We start from the raw sequence: 17,318 nt of genomic DNA on the forward strand, positions 1-17,318 counted from the left end.
GTTGAAAGCATCAATCTTATTAGGAGGGATTATTGCAAGTTTGCTGTTCTTCAGCTGGCAAGAGCCAGTCCAAGCAGATACCAAAAGTTCAGGCACGATTACATTTTATGATCTAAGTCCAGTTCCGCATCCAAGTGGTTCAGTCAATGGCACATCAAAACAGCAGACACAGCCATCGATTTATAAAGAGGCTAATCAACATGGCGTATTTCCGGAGACGAATGAACAAAGGATCCGTTTTCTTTATTTGATCATTGGTATAGAATTATGGCTTCTTGTGTGGTTGTTGTTATGGAGAAGAAAGGAAAAGGAGGATGAACATGTTGCTACAAAATAAATTTACATTTTTTCGCTCCTTCTTTTTTACTTCGCTTTTTGTTTTAAGTATATTTATCTTTTCACCTTCGGCAGAAGCTGTTGGAGCAACGCCTCCTACCATTTCTTATGATCCGTACACATACGAAAATATCGTACCTCCAAATGGTGGACGTAGTGCAGTGAATGGCGGGAAGCTTGTCCAACTAACTGGGGCTAACCAGTTGCCTAAATTGACTGCTACTTATTTAAACGATGGTTCAAATGATCCTTGGAAAGGTGGCACGGTCCGTTTTCATTGGGAAAGTCATGTGAAACTAACAAATGTACTTGATTTGGTGAATATCACTGCACAAGGTTTTGCCTTCGTTGCAATCATTAATTTACCGGAACATGTATCAAGCAGTGATGTATTAAAAGCAATTGACTGGAACAACGCCTACTTGTATATTGCCGGTGCCCCCATCAAGGTTACTAGCGGAAGTTTATTATCAGCAGGAAGCCATACTTTACGTTTTGGGATGGGTTCGTGGGATACAAATACTCTCCTGCCAGATATCATCGCTATTATTACGCGAGGCGAGTTCAATGTTGACGATGTCCCGCTTCAATTTGATATTACAGCTAATGTCGCGAAGATGACAGAAAACGGAGATAAATATGATACGAGTCCAAACAAAATTTTGACCAAAGGTAAATTACAACCTTCTATATCTAAAAAAGCTATTTTTTCTGTTGATTTTTATGACTCGAATAATATTATCCAAGATCGTATGTTCAATTCGATCTTAGCTCCAGCTGCAGGTAGATTTTATCCTAAATTAACTGGTGGAAAATTGAATCCAGGAGCGTATGCATTTTCTGCAAGTGCAGAGATAAATACGTGGAATAGTTACATTTCACCAAGTGATTCAACAGGAAAATATAATACATTTGCTGATACTACAGAATACGTGGATGGGAATAACCAGAACCTTCCAGGCTCAACCAATAATCGAACACTAACGATGGGGTTGACTGAAGGACGTTTTGATCAATTACCGTCTACTCGCTTTGATCGTGTAGTCAATTATTTTACAGGAAAAAACGTCACACAAGGAGCAGCGCTGACTCATACTCCAGCAAGCACAAGTGGATTGAATCAGTCAACCAATATTGTATATAGCGGGAAAGATGCGCAAGGTGGATTGCTTTCTCCCGTTGCTTTAAAGGTATTGGAGCAGTATAAGCTAGACGGTACGGTTTTACCAACAAATTTAACAGCTGATAGTCAGTGGGGAAAGCTCCTTTCTCCTGCGCCGTACCAAGTCATGGCCAATTGGTCAGCAACTGAATTAAAAACGGGGTCGATCCATTACAGGCTTTATTCGAAAGGAACCCAAAAATTAGCGGCAGGATGGACAGATCAACTTTTCCAAACGATCTCATCAAATAATGGCGGCACAACTACAGCTACTTCTACACTACCTGCATTGGCTTCAGGGCAATATTATTTTGATTATCGCTTGGTGGACGATGTACTTACTAACCTGTATCCTTCTTTTGCGTACAAATGGCAGTCTGAACAAGCGGGAATCACCACTCTTCCCCAAATAACAGTGGCTAATTTTCCATCAGTGAGTGCAGACAGCCAGCTAAAAAATCTTAGCAGACAACCGGATGAAGGAACCCCATTATCTGCACTATCAGGGGATACGATACAAGAAAATGTGACATTCACGTTGACAAAATCTGGGGATGCGATCACCGACAAAAAAATCACGATCTCACTTCCAGAAAATACTACTTATATCAATGGTACCTTAAAATTAAATGGTACAACTGTCGCAGATACCGGCGTTCAACAAGGAGTATCTGTCCCAGCAGATTTATTGAGCAAAGTCGGCGATACTATTCATCTTACTTACAACTATCAATTAAATACTGTAGATACTTCTGTGCAATCTGTCAGCATACCGACAAAGGCAGCTGTACTTTCTAGCAATATTACATTAGCAGATGGTGTTAAGCTTCCTAATCCAGTTGTCCAAACATCTTCCAAAACAATTCTTGTCCCCAAACAAGAATTGACATTAGTTGATGTACCAGATGATTTTACATTTGGCAACGATCTCCCCAAACCGTTGAAGACAAGTTATTATGAAGCAAAAGGCGATTTTTCTTTTGATGTACGGGATACTCGGCTTCCAAGCACGTCTCCTTGGCAACTGACAGGTACATTGACTTCTTCATTTAAGAATGATCAAGGTCAAGAATTAAGCGGAACAAAATTGTACTTTAATCATGCTGGATCAAAGCAATTGATCCAATAAGGACAAAACACGATGATTTATCAAAGTGATGGCACAGCTAAAGGAGAGGTTCTCGTTGACTTTCCCGATACCGATGGTTTACTCTTAGAGGTAAATAGCAGTACGAACGCTCAACCTGGCGTAAGGTATCAAGGCACGATCACATGGGAACTGTCAGCTGGGCCAATCAGCTAAGTGATCAGAATTTGTATGGATCTGTGACAACTGTCGCAGATCCTCTTTTTCAAGGATGAGAAGGAAACTTCTGCTGTTAAAATCAGAAATGCTTGGAGGAGTGGACTTGGAACTTTTCAGTTTGCTTGAAAAAAATGAACAACGGCAAATCAAACTTTTTCAACTTTTATTAGAGGAAAAAGGAGAGATCTCTGTTAATAACGTACTAGCCCGCTTATCAATCGATCGGTCTACCTTGAAAGAAGATTTATTTTATTTACAAGCTAGTTTGGAAAACATCGAACAACTGGAAATCGTTATCCAAGAAGGATACATTTTATTGATCAGACATGGCAATATAGCAGCTATCGATGTTTATTATCATTGCTATTTGCGCTATTCTACAAAATATCAAATCCTTCTTTATCTGTTAGAATATGGCTCATTTGATCGGCAGAAACTTGTTATGGAACTTAATATCAGTTCGGCTACTTTGTCGCGTAGAGTGAAGGAATTAAATGATTCTTTAAAAGAGTTTCATTTGAAAATAAAAAGCGGGCGTTTGACTGGCCCAGAAAATCAAATCCGCTATTTCTATTTTCAATTATTTTGGTTTGGTCGCCCCTACCTTGAAAATAAAAAAGAATACAGCGATTTATCAGGAAACACTTTTTTAGATCTGCTACAAAAAGAGTTCAGTTTTGCCATTACAGAAGAAGGGCGACTGAAATTTGAAATATGGCTTTCCATTATGAAGAAACGGATGCGCTGTACGAAAAAAGCCAAACCAGATTATAGTAATCTTCCTGTTGGATTGTTTCAAACGACACAATTTTTATTGGAGCTTCATACATTTTTGACCCGTTATTTCTTTCAATATGCCTTTCCTTGGGATCAAAACGAAACGTTGGTTTTTTATCTTTTCATGATCAGTAACTTTACATTAGATACACATAATTCACATGTTCAGGAATTTTTGATAAGCGAAAAATACTAAGATGACGTAGTGGCTCAATTGAATCGAACGTTTAAACAATCGATAGAAGAATATTTTTCTTTCTATGCTTTTCCAGAAGAGATTTCGCAAAAGATTGCGTTAACAGTGATGCAAAATCACGCTCATTTTGCTTATTTTAGAGGATGGATGAATATTTTTGGTCAAGAAGGATTGAAACAACGGTTAACTGAAGTAGAAGATAAACAATTCCTTGTTTTATGTGAAAGGCTGGTCAGACAAACATTTGCTATTGTGGATTTTACTGAAGCAGACGAGGAAAATGCCCGTTTTGAATTATTTGCTCGCTATGCATCTATTTTACGAACGCTAATCAAGCAATTGGAATTGCGTTTGCAAATTGCTTATGATCTTCCGTACGAAAGGCTAATGGCGGATATCGTGAAAGAAATCATTCAAGAACAGTTGTTGAATACGATCAAATATGATTTAGTGGAATACGAGAAAGACAAGCAATATGATGTTATTTTGACTAGCCAATTGAAAGAATACCCGTCACAGAAGTCCGCTAAAGTTTTTGTATTTACGAGTAATGAATTTAACTATGATTTTCCCTATTTGAACCAATTTTTAAAAGAATGCTATTTAGAAAAATTGAATTTAAGGATGAATAAAACATGAAAATCGTGATCATTGGTGCTTCCCATGCAGGCATCACCGCTGCCCTAAATCTATGCAAACTTCAACCGGAGGCAGAAGTTCTGTTGATCGATGAAAATCACAAAGATGGATTAGGCTATGTTTCAAATGGGATCAATCTTTATTTAAAAGGAAAGATACATAGTTTAGCTGAAGCTGCAAACAACGAGCGGACTCTTCAAGCAAGTGGTGCAAAACTGATCACCGAATGGAGAGTAACTGAACTTGATCCAGACAAGCATCAGCTCATCCTCACTTCTGAGGAAGGAAAAAAAGAAACCCTAACCTATGATAAACTAATCGTGGCAACAGGTTCATCTCCTGCTACTTTATATAAACAAATTGAAGCTGAAAATGTCTACACCTATAAAAATCTAGTGCAATCTAAACAAGTACTTGCCGCTTTGAAAGAAGCAAAAGAAGTAGTGATTTTTGGTGCTGGTTATATTGGGTTAGAATTAGCAGATGCTTTGAGAAATAAGGGACATATGATTCATTTAGTTGATTACATGCCGAATGTTTTATCAAGATATTTCGATAAAGATATGATTGGCAGTTTTCAAAATCAGCTGAAAAACAAGCAAATCAACTTTCATCCAAATGAATTTTTGATTGATTGGAAAAAATCAGGAGAAGAAGTAGTATCCGTACAACTTTTGTCTCAAACACTGAAGGCAGATATCGTCATTTTTTCTGCTCAAACTTGTCCAAATACGTCATTGTTAAAAGACAAAGTGGCATTGTATGAGGACGACACTGTGATGGTCAATGAATACCTGCAGACAAGTGATTCGGATATCTATGCGATTGGCGATATCGTTCCAGTCAGTTTTGACAAAAAAGAACGGCATCTCTTTTTGCCCTTAGTTACTCGAGCTGTACATATGGCGAGAGCGGTAGCGTTGACTTTGTGCGAGCAGCCGACTGCTTATGATCTCAAACAAAAGATAACAGCAACGGTCATTACCGACCACTTTTTAGGAACTGTTGGGTTGACAGAAGACGAAGCACCATTTTTGGAACAAAGTGCCTGTTCTTGTTCAGGAGAGTTCGACCTATTTCCACAATACTATGAAGAAAATAAAACAGTAAATGCAAAGCTGATCTATCATCCAGATACATTAGAAATCATTGGCGGACAGCTGATAAGCCAAGAATTTTTATTATCAGATTTGAACTTGCTTGCTGATATCGTGAAACAAAAAACCACGATTCCACAGTTAGCAGTTGAAAACTTTGGATTTTTGGCTGAATATACCCCACGTTTTCACTATCTCAATGAGTTAGCTTTTAAAGTACTAGCTAAGAGAGCAAATCGCAATAGAGTAGAAAAAAGACCGTGAGAAACATCACGGTCTTTTATTATGTGAAATGCTATTTTTATAATAAAAAAACTGAAAACTACTAACTAAAAAGCGTTTAGACATCATAAGAAGAGATAATAAAAAAGCGAAAATGTATTTTGAGCATAATATTCGCCAAAAATTTATCAAGTGATAAAATTATTGTATAAAATAATTATTTCAAGAGGAGGAATTAAATGTTTTTAGCATTAAATGAAATTATGCATTCAAAGTTACGTTACGCATTAGTTGCAGGGGTGATGTTTTTAATCGCCTACTTGGTATTTTTTTTGACCGGGTTAGCTTATGGCTTAGCTCAAGACAATCGAACGGCGGTTGACAAGTGGGAGGCAGATTCGATCGTTCTTTCGAAAGATGCAAATTCAAATCTAGGGATGTCCATGATTACTAAGAAGACCGCAGAAGAAGTCGAAGGTGGAAAAGTGGCCTATCTTGCCCAAACTCCAGGAGTCGTGACTAGTAAAGACAGTACAGATGAAGGAAAAATCAATGTTAGCTTCTTTGGTATCGATAAAGATCAGTTCATCATGCCGAATCTTGTTGAAGGAAAAGCTTTTAATAACGATGATGAGGCAATAGGCGATAGTAGCCTGAAGGAAGAATATGGTCTAGCCGTAGGAGATACGGTCAAGTTATCTGGTAGTGATAAGACGTTTAAACTAACTGGTTTTACGGATCATGCCAAGTTTAATGTTTCACCGGTTCTTTATACGACCATCAATGCTTACCAACAAATCCGTTTCGAAAAAGAAGACACAAGTGAGAATGCACGGATCAATGCAATAGTTGTCAGAGGAAAAATCAACGATTTACCTGAAGACTTGGAACAGATCAAAATTTCTAAATTCATCAATGAATTACCTGGATACAATGCACAAGTATTGACTTTTGGGTTTATGATTGGCTTTTTGATTGTTATTGCGGCTATCGTGATCGGGATTTTTATTTATGTACTGACGATGCAAAAAATCAATATCTTTGGTGTAATGAAAGCCCAAGGAATCACGGGAGGATTTATTGCACGCTCTGTAGTGGCACAAACATTCATTTTATCCTTTGTTGGTATTCTTCTTGGTCTAGTGGGAACAGTGGGAACATCTCTTGTTCTACCTGATGCGGTTCCATTCCAAAGCAATTGGCTATTTTTTGGCGTCATTAGCTTGTTGATGTTGGTAGTGGCTGTGTTAGGCGCACTATTTTCTGTTCGGACGATCGTGAAAATCGATCCGCTGAAGGCCATTGGATAAGAAGGAGGAAGAACATGAAAGCAATAGAATTTAAAGAAGTAGAAAAAAGTTTCCAAGATGGCGACCAAGTAGTAAAAGCATTGAAAGAAACAACAATGAGTATCGATAAAGGGGAATTTGTTGCGATCATCGGTCCTTCGGGATCAGGAAAAAGTACCTTTTTGACTTTAGCAGGCGGATTGCAGACACCTAGCAGCGGCTCTGTATTTATCAATGATCAGGAATTCAGTAATCAAAAAGAAAGCGAACGCGTTAAACTCCGTTTCAAGGAAATTGGTTTTATTTTGCAAGCATCAAATCTGGTTCCTTTTCTGACAGTAAAAAAGCAGTTGTTATTAGTAGATAAAATCAAACATGAACATCGGCAAAAAGAAGCAAAAGAATTATTTGAGCAGCTTGGCGTGGATAAGCTGATCAACAAGTATCCAGAAGAACTATCTGGTGGTGAAAGACAAAGGGTGGCAATTGCTCGTGCATTGTACAATGATCCGTCTATTATTCTAGCAGATGAACCAACTGCCAGTTTGGATTCAGAAAAGGCAAGAGAAGTAGTCGATATTTTGGCAAAAGAATCAAAAGAAAAAAATAAAGCAACGATCATGGTGACGCACGACACACGGTTGATTGACAAATGCGATAGAATATTTATGATGGAAGATGGTGTATTGAAAGAAAAAGAATAACCAAAAAGTAGGTGGAAAAATGGTCCATCGATACAATAAAGACACGCAACAAAAAATTTTAAAAGAAGCGGCTGACTTGTTCATGTCCAAGGGCTATCTTGGTACTTCAACAAGAGAGATCGCACAAAAAGTTGGGATCACCCAGCCCAATCTTTATCACTATTTTAGTGATAAAGAAAAGTTATATACAGCAGTATTAGAAAAGCACTTAGAAGATGTTGGGAAAGCGTTGAGAGAAATCGTCCAAACAAGCGAAACGAGATTTCAAGTGACGTTGACAAAAATGGCTCAATTTTTGATTGAGACGCATCTTGTTGATTTATTTCTGATGCTTCACGACCTTGAAAGCAATCTTTCCAATGAAACGAGAGATCATCTTTTCTTTCTATGGAAGAAAAATTATCGTGAACCATTTGAAGAAATTTTTTCAACAAACCAATCCGTGTTAAGAAACGGGATTACCAAAGAAATCGCAGCAAGGCATTTTTTCTTAGTGTTGGCACCGTACATCACTCGATCAAAAAGACCTGTAGAAGAACCGCTAAATGTGGCACAATTGATCGATTTATATTTGAATGGTGTATTAGGACAAACGTAAAGCTGTTATATGTGGAGAAAAACAGTTAGGTAAAGAAACAAGATATGACGAAAATCGTTGTATCTTGTTTCTTTTTTATACGGCTAGTTTTTCATGCATAAAATTTTGTTATTCTCTCATAATTATCATGGGATATTTTATTTATTATTTCATTCTAATTGAATCGTTATCAAAAGGGATTTAACCAAAAAGTAGTTTTTGTTTACTTATAAATAACGTAAACAATATAAAAGAAAACGTTTGCAAACAGAATTACAGAATGTTACTATTTAGTTGTAATTATAAAGTCAATGTTTCTGGTGCGTTTGTTCTGTCGGCGATCTAGGAGGTGTTTTTATTTAATAACACAAATAATTAATTATTTGTAGAATGAAAGAAACTATTTATTTGGTGGATGAATCATAACGAATAGACAAAAGGAGGTTTCAAAATATGTCAAAAATGAAAAAAATCAGTTTAGCCGTAATGTTATTTTCTTCGGTGATGTCTGTCACATCTCCGTTATTAGGACAAAAAGACTCTGTCTATGCCGAAGAAACAGCTCAAGTTGTTCCAGCAAAAGAATACCGGAATGTCATGTATTATGGAGATTGGTCCATCTGGGATGGTGAAGGGAAATTTCTTCCTCAAGATATTCCAGCGGATCAGCTAACACATTTGAACTTTGCCTTTTTAGATTTTGATAGCGAGGGGAATCTGACATTTACAGATGCAGATGCTGCTGTAGGTGCATCTTTAGAACAACCTGGCGTAGGATGGAACACACCAAGTTCTGGGATTTTGAATGCAATCCAAGATTTACGCGGCAAAAATAAAAATCTAAAAATAGGCGTATCTTTAGGCGGATGGTCAAAATCAGGAGACTTTTCAGAAGTGGCAGCTGATCCAGTAAAACGTAAAAATCTAGTAGAAAATATCACGAAATTTATTAAGTATACCAATATGGATTTTGTCGATGTCGATTGGGAATATCCAGCTGATGTCCGTCAGCCAGATCTAGTAGATAATGTAAACGATGAAGGAACACCACATGCCAAACCGGAAGACAAAGAGAATTACATCACGCTTTTAAAAGAGATTCGCGAGTCAATTGATCAACAAGGAGAAAAGTTAGGGAAAACATATGAATTATCTGTAGCGCTTCCTTCTTCCAGAGAAAAATTAAATGATGGGATTGACATTCCTAAATTATTCTCTGTGGTCGATTTTGCCAATATCATGACCTATGATTTGAATGGGGCATGGAGTCCCAACAGTGCTCACCATACGGCACTATATGGCAATCCAGCTGATCCTAATTATGAAGAAGGTCTTTCTGTCGATCAGACAGTCAAATTTTTACAAAAAGAAGGAGCTCCTTCCGACAAAATCGTGATTGGTGCAGCTTTTTATACACGCGGCTGGCATGAGGTAGAAAGCGGGGATAACAAAGAGCTACCTGGTTTGTTCCAATCAGCAAAAGCAAGCAACCAAGATGCCGATCAAACACCTTCTTACGGTGCCAAAAACAAAAACGATCTCGTTTCAGGAAATGGTGGTAGAGCTGGCGGCGTCTGGCCTTATCGGAATATCGCTGATTTGATTGATCAAACAGCAGACTTAAAAGAATATTGGGATGATGTAGCGAAAGCACCTTATATGTACAGTAAAATAACAGGAGAATTCTTTACTTATGACAATGTCAAATCTGTCAGCTACAAAGCAGAATATGTAAAAGAAAATGAATTAGGTGGAGTAATCTCCTGGATGCAATCACAAGATAAGGAAACCAACAGTAGTAAGAGAGACGAGCTGACTAATGCGATCAAACAAGGATTATTCGGTGACGAAAAACTGTCAGAACAAGAAATAATTTCCTCCCCGTTAGCGATTGATGTGGATATTTCTACTTATAGTGAATATGGTGCGAATGGTTATAACATCACTATCAAGAACAACGAGCAGCTTAACGAAACTTCTAGTGTATTGAGTGCAGTGGAATTAGCCCAAGAAACAATCAAATTCCCTAAACTATATATTCCAATCCATTCAGCTGAAAGCCTAAGTGCCGGAGATTACAAAGCTGGAACAGTAACGATAGAAAATGGGTATGTCGTGATTGATTTAGCTTCTGTATATGACGGTAAACATATCGAGCCAGATGCTTCTTATGAATTTAGATTAAGATCAAGTGATGAAAATCCAACAGTCGATCGAATTGGCCATATTGCGTTAGTCCAAAGAATCGGAGATGAAGGAGCGGAAATCAATCGGCAAGTCATCTATGGAAAAGAACTGATACCGGATCCATCCGATACGCAACCCCCATCTGTACCCGAAAATCTAGCTGTTTCAGATATTCAAGGAACACAAGTTACTTTGAGTTGGGAAGAATCAACAGACAATAATCAGGTGGCAGGTTATTACATCTATCGTGATGGTCAGCGTGTAGCACAAACAGCTCATACTCGATATACAGATACAGGTTTGGAGACAAATACACCGTACACTTATACAGTCAGTGCATTTGACGCTTCTGGAAATGTATCTGAGAAAAGCTTGCCGATAACGATCACAACGAAAAGCGAAGACCCTGCTCCAGGATACGAAGAATGGAACCCAGAAAAAGCTTATGTCAAGGGAGACATCGTCACTTATAAAGGGAAAGTTTATCAGGCAAAGTGGTGGAATCAAGGGGAAGAACCAGGTTCTAATGAGTGGGGCGCATGGGAACTGATTGGTTAAATTTGCTGTTTATTTGAAAACACGGGGCTGTGACAAAACGTTTGTCGCAGCTCCTTTTTTGCGTACTTAAGCTGATTTTAAGTTTTGACCCTTAGTCTGGATCTACGAGGTGAGAGTCAAGCATGAAAAAAATAATTGGAGCTTTTGTATGTGCAATCATTATCATTATTATCTGTTTTCAAATAGATGTTTTTGGTCAAAAAAAGATAGTTGGGCAAACAGTCAGCAGTACGAACAGTACGGTTACAAAGACAAAGGAATCATCTGATGACACAAAACAAGAGACATTAGTCAAAATCGGAAAAAATGACCGTACACTATATACAGATGACTCGCTAACGACCCCATTAGCAACTATAAACGGCGGAGAACTGACGGAGTTTCTTTCCGAAACAAAAAATGCTTATCAGATCAAGACAAATGATGGCTATACTGGATATTTAGCCCTCGAAGATGGAACCAAAGTCACAAAGAATATACAAACAAAACCGAAAGAGTTATCTGATGCAGTGATTGTATTAGATCCTGGGCATGGCGGAAATGATACTGGGGCATTAAGCAATGATGAACAAACAGAAGAAAAGGATATAACATTAAGTACAGCCATAAAAGTAAAAAAGGCGCTAGAGGATGCTGGAGCAACGGTTTATTTGACCCACACTACAGATGAATTAGTACAGCTTGGAGATATATGCGACTACAGTGAAGAAAAAAAGGCAGATGTCTTTATCAGCTTACATGCAGACTCTACGGAATATGCGAATGAAGCAACTGGGATCACGACATATTATTACTATGGACAAGAGGAAACATTAGCACAAACAATCGCTGATTCCTTCACTGATCTGCCTCTGGATTCAAGAGGAATCTCCACTGGGAACTATCAAGTTCTTCGAGAAAATCTTCAACCTTCTATTTTAATCGAGATGGGTTATATGAATAATGATGGTGATTTAGAGGAATTAGTAACAGACAGTTATCAGCAGCAGATCGCTGCAAGTTTGACACAAGCATTGACCACCTATTTTCAGCAATAAATAAGGAAAGAGGTTGTGACAGAAGTGGTCAGCTTCAAGAAATAAGAAGGAATTTACGAAAATTGCTTCTCAAATTTTTGTGAAATTTCGGCTTATTTTTCGAAGAAGCTACTTCTGGAACACCGTTTAAGAAAGAGGTCGTGAGCCTGCCGTTCAGCTCCGAGTCACAAGGAGCAATTTCAAAAAACAGCTTCTCATGTTTGATGAATATTGTGACTTGTGACCGAGGAGTTGGCAGGAGAACACCGTTTAAGGAAAGAGGTTGTGAAAAAGCTGTCCTGCATCAAGTAATAAGAACAGCCAAACAAAAATAGCTTCTCCTATTTTTCGTTTGGTTGGACTTATTATCGCAGATACAAGCTTTTGAACACCGTTTAAGGAAGAGGTTGTGAAATCAGCGTTCTGATCTGAGTATTAGAGAAACAAACGGAAAAATAGCTCCTCATATTTTGCCGTTTGTTGAGCTAATATCGAGGGTCAGCTAATTGAACACCGTTTATTCGGAATAAGGGACTGTGACACGACTTATGTCACAGTTTTTTTATTTTTTTATTAGCTTCAACGCTTTTTCTGTATTGGCAAAGTGAAGTTTGGCATATTTTTCAAGCATAGGCATGCCGCCTTTTTCTAATAGTTTTGCCGCTATTTGATCAGATTTCGTTCCAGCTCCTGAGGGAAGGGTGATTCCAGCTTCAGCTGATGCTTTGTCTAACTCTTCTAAAAAGCTGGCACGACTGATGATAGAAGCAGCAGCAACAGCTAAATGATATTGTTCTCCTTTAGTAACGAAGTACAGTTTTTCTTGCAAGTGATTTTTTTCTAAACGCGCATATTTTTTAAAATTTGCTTCTGGCGTAAACTGATCAATCAAAATCGCTTCTGGTTTTTCTGGTGCGATCTTTTTTAGCAGCAAATGGATTGCTTGATTATGCAAAGCGACTTTCATCCGAACAGCATTGTATTTTGGCTGGATCTCATTGTATTTTTCTGGGGGCAAGACAAGTAGTTTGTAAGGGATAGTTTCTTTTAAGACATCAGCAAGTTGGATGATTTGGCTATCTTTTAACTCTTTTGAATCTCGAACACCAAGTTTACGTAATTCTGCAAGCTGATCACGTTTCACATAAGCAGCACATACTGTTAGTGGACCGAAATAGCTGCCATTTCCGACTTCATCGCTACCTAAAACGGATAATTGACTGATATTTTTTGGCAAAGAAGAGACCGTTCTTGCTGGTTTGGCCTGCTTATCCTGTGCCTGTCCCCAGCGCTGAGCTTCCGTTTCTGCGTTTGCCCCTTGGAACATCACTTTTCCTGATGTGTAAGCAGTGATGGTCGTCCCGTCTTTTTTAGCAGCAAAGATAGTATAAGGAATCTGTTTATTTAACAAATAAGAGCGATAGTGTGCTTTCATTTGACTAAGTTGGTCGTTCGTTGCTTTGATAATGACGTTGCTCATAAAATTCTCCTCGTTTTTATACATAAATCTATACCGCAACTCCTGACTTTTCGTTTTCTAAGAGGTTGCGAGACATAGCATTTTTTTAAAGTTTATCATATAATAGTTAAGTATGTGAAAAATATTTGTGGAGAACGGTGAAAGAACCAACTTCATGGTACACTAAATAAAACTTTCATCAAATAGGAGGAAATGATTCGTATGGCGCACGAAAAAACACGCTACAAAGCAGTGATTGCCAACCAAACATATACTATTATCGGACGGGAAACCAAGCATCATATGGATATCGTAACGAAGCTGATCAATGAGCAGTTAGCAGAATTGAAACAATTATCACCACAAATGGATAATGAACAAGCAGCGATCTTGATGGCTGTCAATGCGCTTTCGGATCAATTGAAGAAACAAGAAAGAATCTTGGAGCTAGAAGAAGAAACAGCAGAATTAAAGAAAAAAATGATCAAATTTACAGAGCTTGAAAATCGCGTAAAACGCATGGAAGCAATCGAGAATGAAGCTCGAGAAGTACTGAAAGAAAATGGTCAAGCAGATTATACTATTAAAAATCATGTGGAAGCACAGCAGATTTTAAATGAAAAACGAAAAGGACAAATCAAACAAAAATCTTCTAATTAAGATCCTTTTATCAAAATAAGAAAAATTTAAAAAAGTTAGAAGAGAAAGGAACGTAGCATGCTGAGTTTGCTGATTTTATTTTTATTGCTAATTGCGTTTTTTTCTGGAGCACGTCGCGGGTTTGCTTTACAATTCATATTCGCAATCGGATATGTGTTGTCATTTATTGCTGCCCAGCATTTTTACAAACCATTAGCAAGTCATTTGGAATTATACATTCCATACCCAGCTGTCACCCCGACATCAAAGTTAGCATTTTTTGATCAAGTATTTGCCTTTCACCTAGATGAAGCTTTTTATGCAGGAACGGCTTTTCTGATCATTTTGCTGATTGGCTGGCTGATCACCCGATTTGTGGGGGTCTTTGTCCATGGATTGACATATGTGCCGATCTTGAGACAGGTAGACTGGATTGCAGGAGGTATCCTGTCACTAATCATGGCTTACGTTACTATATTTTTGATTTTGCAGTTACTTGCCTTTGTTCCATTAGATGTGGTCCAAAATCAATTCGGCGAGCATAGTTTCGCTCGTTTTATCGTTGAGAGAACGCCCTTTCTTACCAACAAGATGTATGAGCTTTGGGTAACGAATATTTTGAATTAAGGAAAATAGGGCTAAAAAATATTTTTTTAGAAAAACTTTTACAAGAATGTTTTGTTTTTTGTACACAGTAGTTTATTTAAGAAGGCTGCGCAACGTATGTCCGGCACAGCCCTTTTTTCATAGTGAAAGATAAGGTGATAAAATGAATAACCGAATCCTTGAAACATTGGAATTTGAAAAAGTCAAACAGATGGTCAAACAATTTGTAGTGACTGCACAAGGAAAAGAAGAACTGGCAGAATTGGTACCAGTGAGCGAGAAACAAACGATCACAGAATGGCTTCAAGAAACTGAGGATGGGTTGAAAGTACAACGTCTGCGAGGCGGGATTCCTATACCAAAACTTGAAAATATCCGCCCTCATATGAAACGGATCGAAATCGGGGCAGATTTGAATGGAGTGGAGCTTGCACAAGTTTCCAGAGTGTTATCTACGACAAGTGAATTGCATCGGTTCATTGATGATCTTTCTGACAGTGAAATTGAATTTGCGCGTTTGTATATGTGGGCAGATCAGCTAGTCACGATTCCTGTTTTAAGTCGCCGTTTAAAGGAAGCAATCGATGAAGACGGACGCGTGACCGACGATGCTTCTCCTGAGCTAAAAATCATAAGACAGAACATTCGTCGCAGTGAACAAGCTGTTCGTGAACAGTTAGACGGAATCGTCCGCGGGAAGAACGCAAAATATTTGAGCGATGCAATCATCACCATGCGAAATGACCGCTACGTTATCCCAGTCAAACAAGAATACCGCGGTGTATTTGGCGGTGTAGTCCACGATCAAAGTGCTTCAGGACAGACTTTATTTATTGAACCAAAACAAGTGGTGGATTTGAATAATCGTTTGCGTCAATATCAAATCGCTGAACGAAATGAGATTCAACGTATTTTAAGTGAACTTTCTGCAGAACTTGTTCCACATCGTCAAGAAATCATCCACAATGCTTATGTGATTGGTAAAATGGATCTGATGAATGCAAAAGCACGATTTGGTAAAGAACTAAAAGCCATCGTGCCGGGAATCAGTGAAGACAATCATGTCGTCTTGAAACAAGCAAGACATCCGCTGATCGATCAGGAAAAAGTAGTTCCTAATGACATCGCAATTGGAAAAGACTATCAAGCCATCGTCATTACAGGACCTAATACAGGTGGGAAAACGATCACGTTGAAGACTTTAGGTCTGTTACAGCTGATGGGGCAAGCAGGGTTGCCGATTCCTGCAGGAGAAGAAAGCCAAATCGGTATTTTTGAAGAAGTATTTGCGGATATAGGAGACGAACAGTCGATTGAGCAAAGTCTATCGACCTTTTCTTCTCATATGACGAACACTGTAGATATTTTATCAAAAGTCAATGAAAAAAGTCTGGTACTATTTGACGAGCTTGGTGCAGGAACAGATCCGCAAGAAGGTGCTGCTCTAGCAATCGCGATCTTAGATGATCTTGGTAAAAAGTCTGCTTATGTGATGGCAACAACACACTATCCTGAATTGAAAGTTTATGGATACAATCGGGCAAATACGATTAATGCTAGTATGGAGTTCGATGTGGATACACTAAGTCCAACGTATCGTTTACTGATCGGTGTGCCTGGTCGGAGCAATGCGTTTGAAATCTCCAGCCGATTAGGTCTTGATACAGATGTTATTAATGAAGCAAAGCAGTTGATGAATGATGAGAGCCAAGATTTAAATGAAATGATCACAGATTTAGAGAATCGCCGGAAAATGGCAGAGACCGAATATCTGGAAATGCGTCATTTTGTTTCTGAGGCACAAGAACTTCATCATGATTTGAAAGAAGCTTACAGCTATTTCTTTGAAGAACGTGAAAAAGAAATAGAGAAAGCAAAGAAAAAAGCAAATGAAGTCGTGTCAGAGGCGGAAAAAAAAGCAGAAAAAATCATTGCTGATATTCGTAAAATGCAACAGCAGATCGGGCAAGGAAATGTGAAAGAGCATCAGTTGATCGATGCAAAGACCCAATTAGCAAATCTACATCAAGAAGAAACATTGAAGAAAAATAAAGTATTGAAGAAGGCGAAAGAACAAAAAACATTAAAACCGGGAGACGAAGTGTTGGTTACGACTTACGGCCAAAGAGGGACGCTTTTACGTAAAAACGGGAATCAGTGGCAAGTAGAAATCGGTATACTAAAAATGAATGTGTCCGAAGACGAACTGACGCCTGTTGCTCCTCAAAAAGAGCCGACACAACGAGTTGTCCATGCTGTACGCTCTGAATCTAGCAGTCATGTGCCGAATCAATTGGACCTTCGAGGAAAACGATATGAGGAAGCGCTAAGTGAAGTAGATCAGTATTTGGATTCTGCCATCCTAGCAGGTTATCCTCAAGTGACTATTGTCCACGGAAAGGGGACAGGCGCACTTCGCAAGGGAATTACTGATTATCTTAAAAACCATCGGAGCGTCAAAAGCTTTGAGTTTGCACCGGCAAATCAAGGCGGAAATGGTGCAACAATTGTTAAATTTAAGTAAAACTTACTAAAGGTAAGCAGATGG

11 protein-coding genes and 2 pseudogenes are annotated in these 17,318 nt (G+C 38.4%); 12 read left to right on the forward strand and 1 reads right to left on the reverse strand.

All coding sequences use genetic code 11. The annotated features are described in order from the left end of the window. Position 1: 1 nt before the first annotated feature. The 9 genes and pseudogenes from IGK53_RS03350 (at position 2) to IGK53_RS03390 (ending at position 12,087) form a co-directional block, all read left to right on the forward strand. Positions 2-337: a hypothetical protein gene (locus IGK53_RS03350; RefSeq protein WP_002290899.1), complete on the forward strand. Its 336-nt coding sequence runs from the start codon at positions 2-4 to the stop codon at positions 335-337. After that, a pseudogene (locus IGK53_RS03355) lies at positions 321-2,801 on the forward strand (WxL domain-containing protein). The gene IGK53_RS03350 and the pseudogene IGK53_RS03355 overlap by 17 nt, the downstream one beginning before the upstream one ends. A gap of 55 nt (positions 2,802-2,856) precedes the next feature. Beyond that, positions 2,857-4,416 (forward strand): annotated as a pseudogene (locus IGK53_RS03360) (helix-turn-helix domain-containing protein). Further along, positions 4,413-5,777: an NAD(P)/FAD-dependent oxidoreductase gene (locus tag IGK53_RS03365; protein ID WP_142658314.1), complete on the forward strand. Its 1,365-nt coding sequence runs from the start codon at positions 4,413-4,415 to the stop codon at positions 5,775-5,777. Before IGK53_RS03360 ends, IGK53_RS03365 begins: the two are co-directional and overlap by 4 nt. Before the next feature lie 197 nt (positions 5,778-5,974). Beyond that, on the forward strand, positions 5,975-7,045 hold the full coding sequence (locus tag IGK53_RS03370; RefSeq protein WP_002290905.1) for an ABC transporter permease: 1,071 nt from the start codon (positions 5,975-5,977) through the stop codon (positions 7,043-7,045). Between the two features lie 14 nt (positions 7,046-7,059). After that, complete coding sequence (locus tag IGK53_RS03375) at positions 7,060-7,728, forward strand: ABC transporter ATP-binding protein (RefSeq protein WP_002290906.1); 669 nt, start codon at positions 7,060-7,062, stop codon at positions 7,726-7,728. Positions 7,729-7,747: 19 nt separating this feature from the next. Then, a complete protein-coding gene (locus IGK53_RS03380) occupies positions 7,748-8,326 on the forward strand; it encodes a TetR/AcrR family transcriptional regulator (protein ID WP_002290909.1) in 579 nt (192 codons plus the stop codon). A gap of 432 nt (positions 8,327-8,758) precedes the next feature. After that, positions 8,759-11,050: a glycosyl hydrolase family 18 protein gene (locus tag IGK53_RS03385; RefSeq protein WP_104674632.1), complete on the forward strand. Its 2,292-nt coding sequence runs from the start codon at positions 8,759-8,761 to the stop codon at positions 11,048-11,050. 122 nt (positions 11,051-11,172) lie between these two features. Further along, positions 11,173-12,087, forward strand: a complete 915-nt coding sequence (locus tag IGK53_RS03390) for an N-acetylmuramoyl-L-alanine amidase family protein (RefSeq protein WP_002290913.1) — start codon at positions 11,173-11,175, stop codon at positions 12,085-12,087. 541 nt (positions 12,088-12,628) lie between these two features. Here the strand turns inward: IGK53_RS03390 and rnhC are convergent. Further along, on the reverse strand, positions 12,629-13,546 hold the full coding sequence (gene rnhC / locus IGK53_RS03395) for a ribonuclease HIII (RefSeq protein ID WP_002329499.1): 918 nt from the start codon (positions 13,544-13,546) through the stop codon (positions 12,629-12,631). A 201-nt stretch (positions 13,547-13,747) separates the two neighbouring features. On the opposite strand from rnhC, the gene zapA reads away from it, so the two are divergent. From zapA to IGK53_RS03410, 3 genes are all read left to right on the forward strand, one after another. Then, positions 13,748-14,185: a cell division protein ZapA gene (gene zapA / locus IGK53_RS03400; protein WP_002290800.1), complete on the forward strand. Its 438-nt coding sequence runs from the start codon at positions 13,748-13,750 to the stop codon at positions 14,183-14,185. A 57-nt stretch (positions 14,186-14,242) separates the two neighbouring features. Beyond that, positions 14,243-14,791, forward strand: a complete 549-nt coding sequence (locus IGK53_RS03405) for a CvpA family protein (protein WP_002290801.1) — start codon at positions 14,243-14,245, stop codon at positions 14,789-14,791. A gap of 142 nt (positions 14,792-14,933) precedes the next feature. Then, entirely contained in the window at positions 14,934-17,294 is a 2,361-nt protein-coding gene (locus IGK53_RS03410; protein ID WP_002290802.1) for an endonuclease MutS2, read from the forward strand. Positions 17,295-17,318 lie beyond the last annotated feature (24 nt).

Origin of the sequence: Enterococcus sp. DIV1224 (assembly GCF_050555455.1) — a bacterium.
Classification (GTDB): domain Bacteria; phylum Bacillota; class Bacilli; order Lactobacillales; family Enterococcaceae; genus Enterococcus_B; species Enterococcus_B lactis.

Excerpts from the sequence above, each read along its gene's own strand:
- IGK53_RS03380 (WP_002290909.1), top strand. The coding sequence starts at position 7,748 with ATGGTCCATCGATACAATAAAGACACGCAACAAAAAATTTTAAAAGAA.
- rnhC (WP_002329499.1), bottom strand. The coding sequence starts at position 13,546 with ATGAGCAACGTCATTATCAAAGCAACGAACGACCAACTTAGTCAAATG.
- IGK53_RS03385 (WP_104674632.1), top strand. The coding sequence starts at position 8,759 with ATGTCAAAAATGAAAAAAATCAGTTTAGCCGTAATGTTATTTTCTTCG.
- IGK53_RS03365 (WP_142658314.1), top strand. The coding sequence starts at position 4,413 with ATGAAAATCGTGATCATTGGTGCTTCCCATGCAGGCATCACCGCTGCC.
- IGK53_RS03375 (WP_002290906.1), top strand. The coding sequence starts at position 7,060 with ATGAAAGCAATAGAATTTAAAGAAGTAGAAAAAAGTTTCCAAGATGGC.
- zapA (WP_002290800.1), top strand. The coding sequence starts at position 13,748 with ATGGCGCACGAAAAAACACGCTACAAAGCAGTGATTGCCAACCAAACA.
- IGK53_RS03370 (WP_002290905.1), top strand. The coding sequence starts at position 5,975 with ATGTTTTTAGCATTAAATGAAATTATGCATTCAAAGTTACGTTACGCA.
- IGK53_RS03405 (WP_002290801.1), top strand. The coding sequence starts at position 14,243 with ATGCTGAGTTTGCTGATTTTATTTTTATTGCTAATTGCGTTTTTTTCT.
- IGK53_RS03410 (WP_002290802.1), top strand. The coding sequence starts at position 14,934 with ATGAATAACCGAATCCTTGAAACATTGGAATTTGAAAAAGTCAAACAG.
- IGK53_RS03390 (WP_002290913.1), top strand. The coding sequence starts at position 11,173 with ATGAAAAAAATAATTGGAGCTTTTGTATGTGCAATCATTATCATTATT.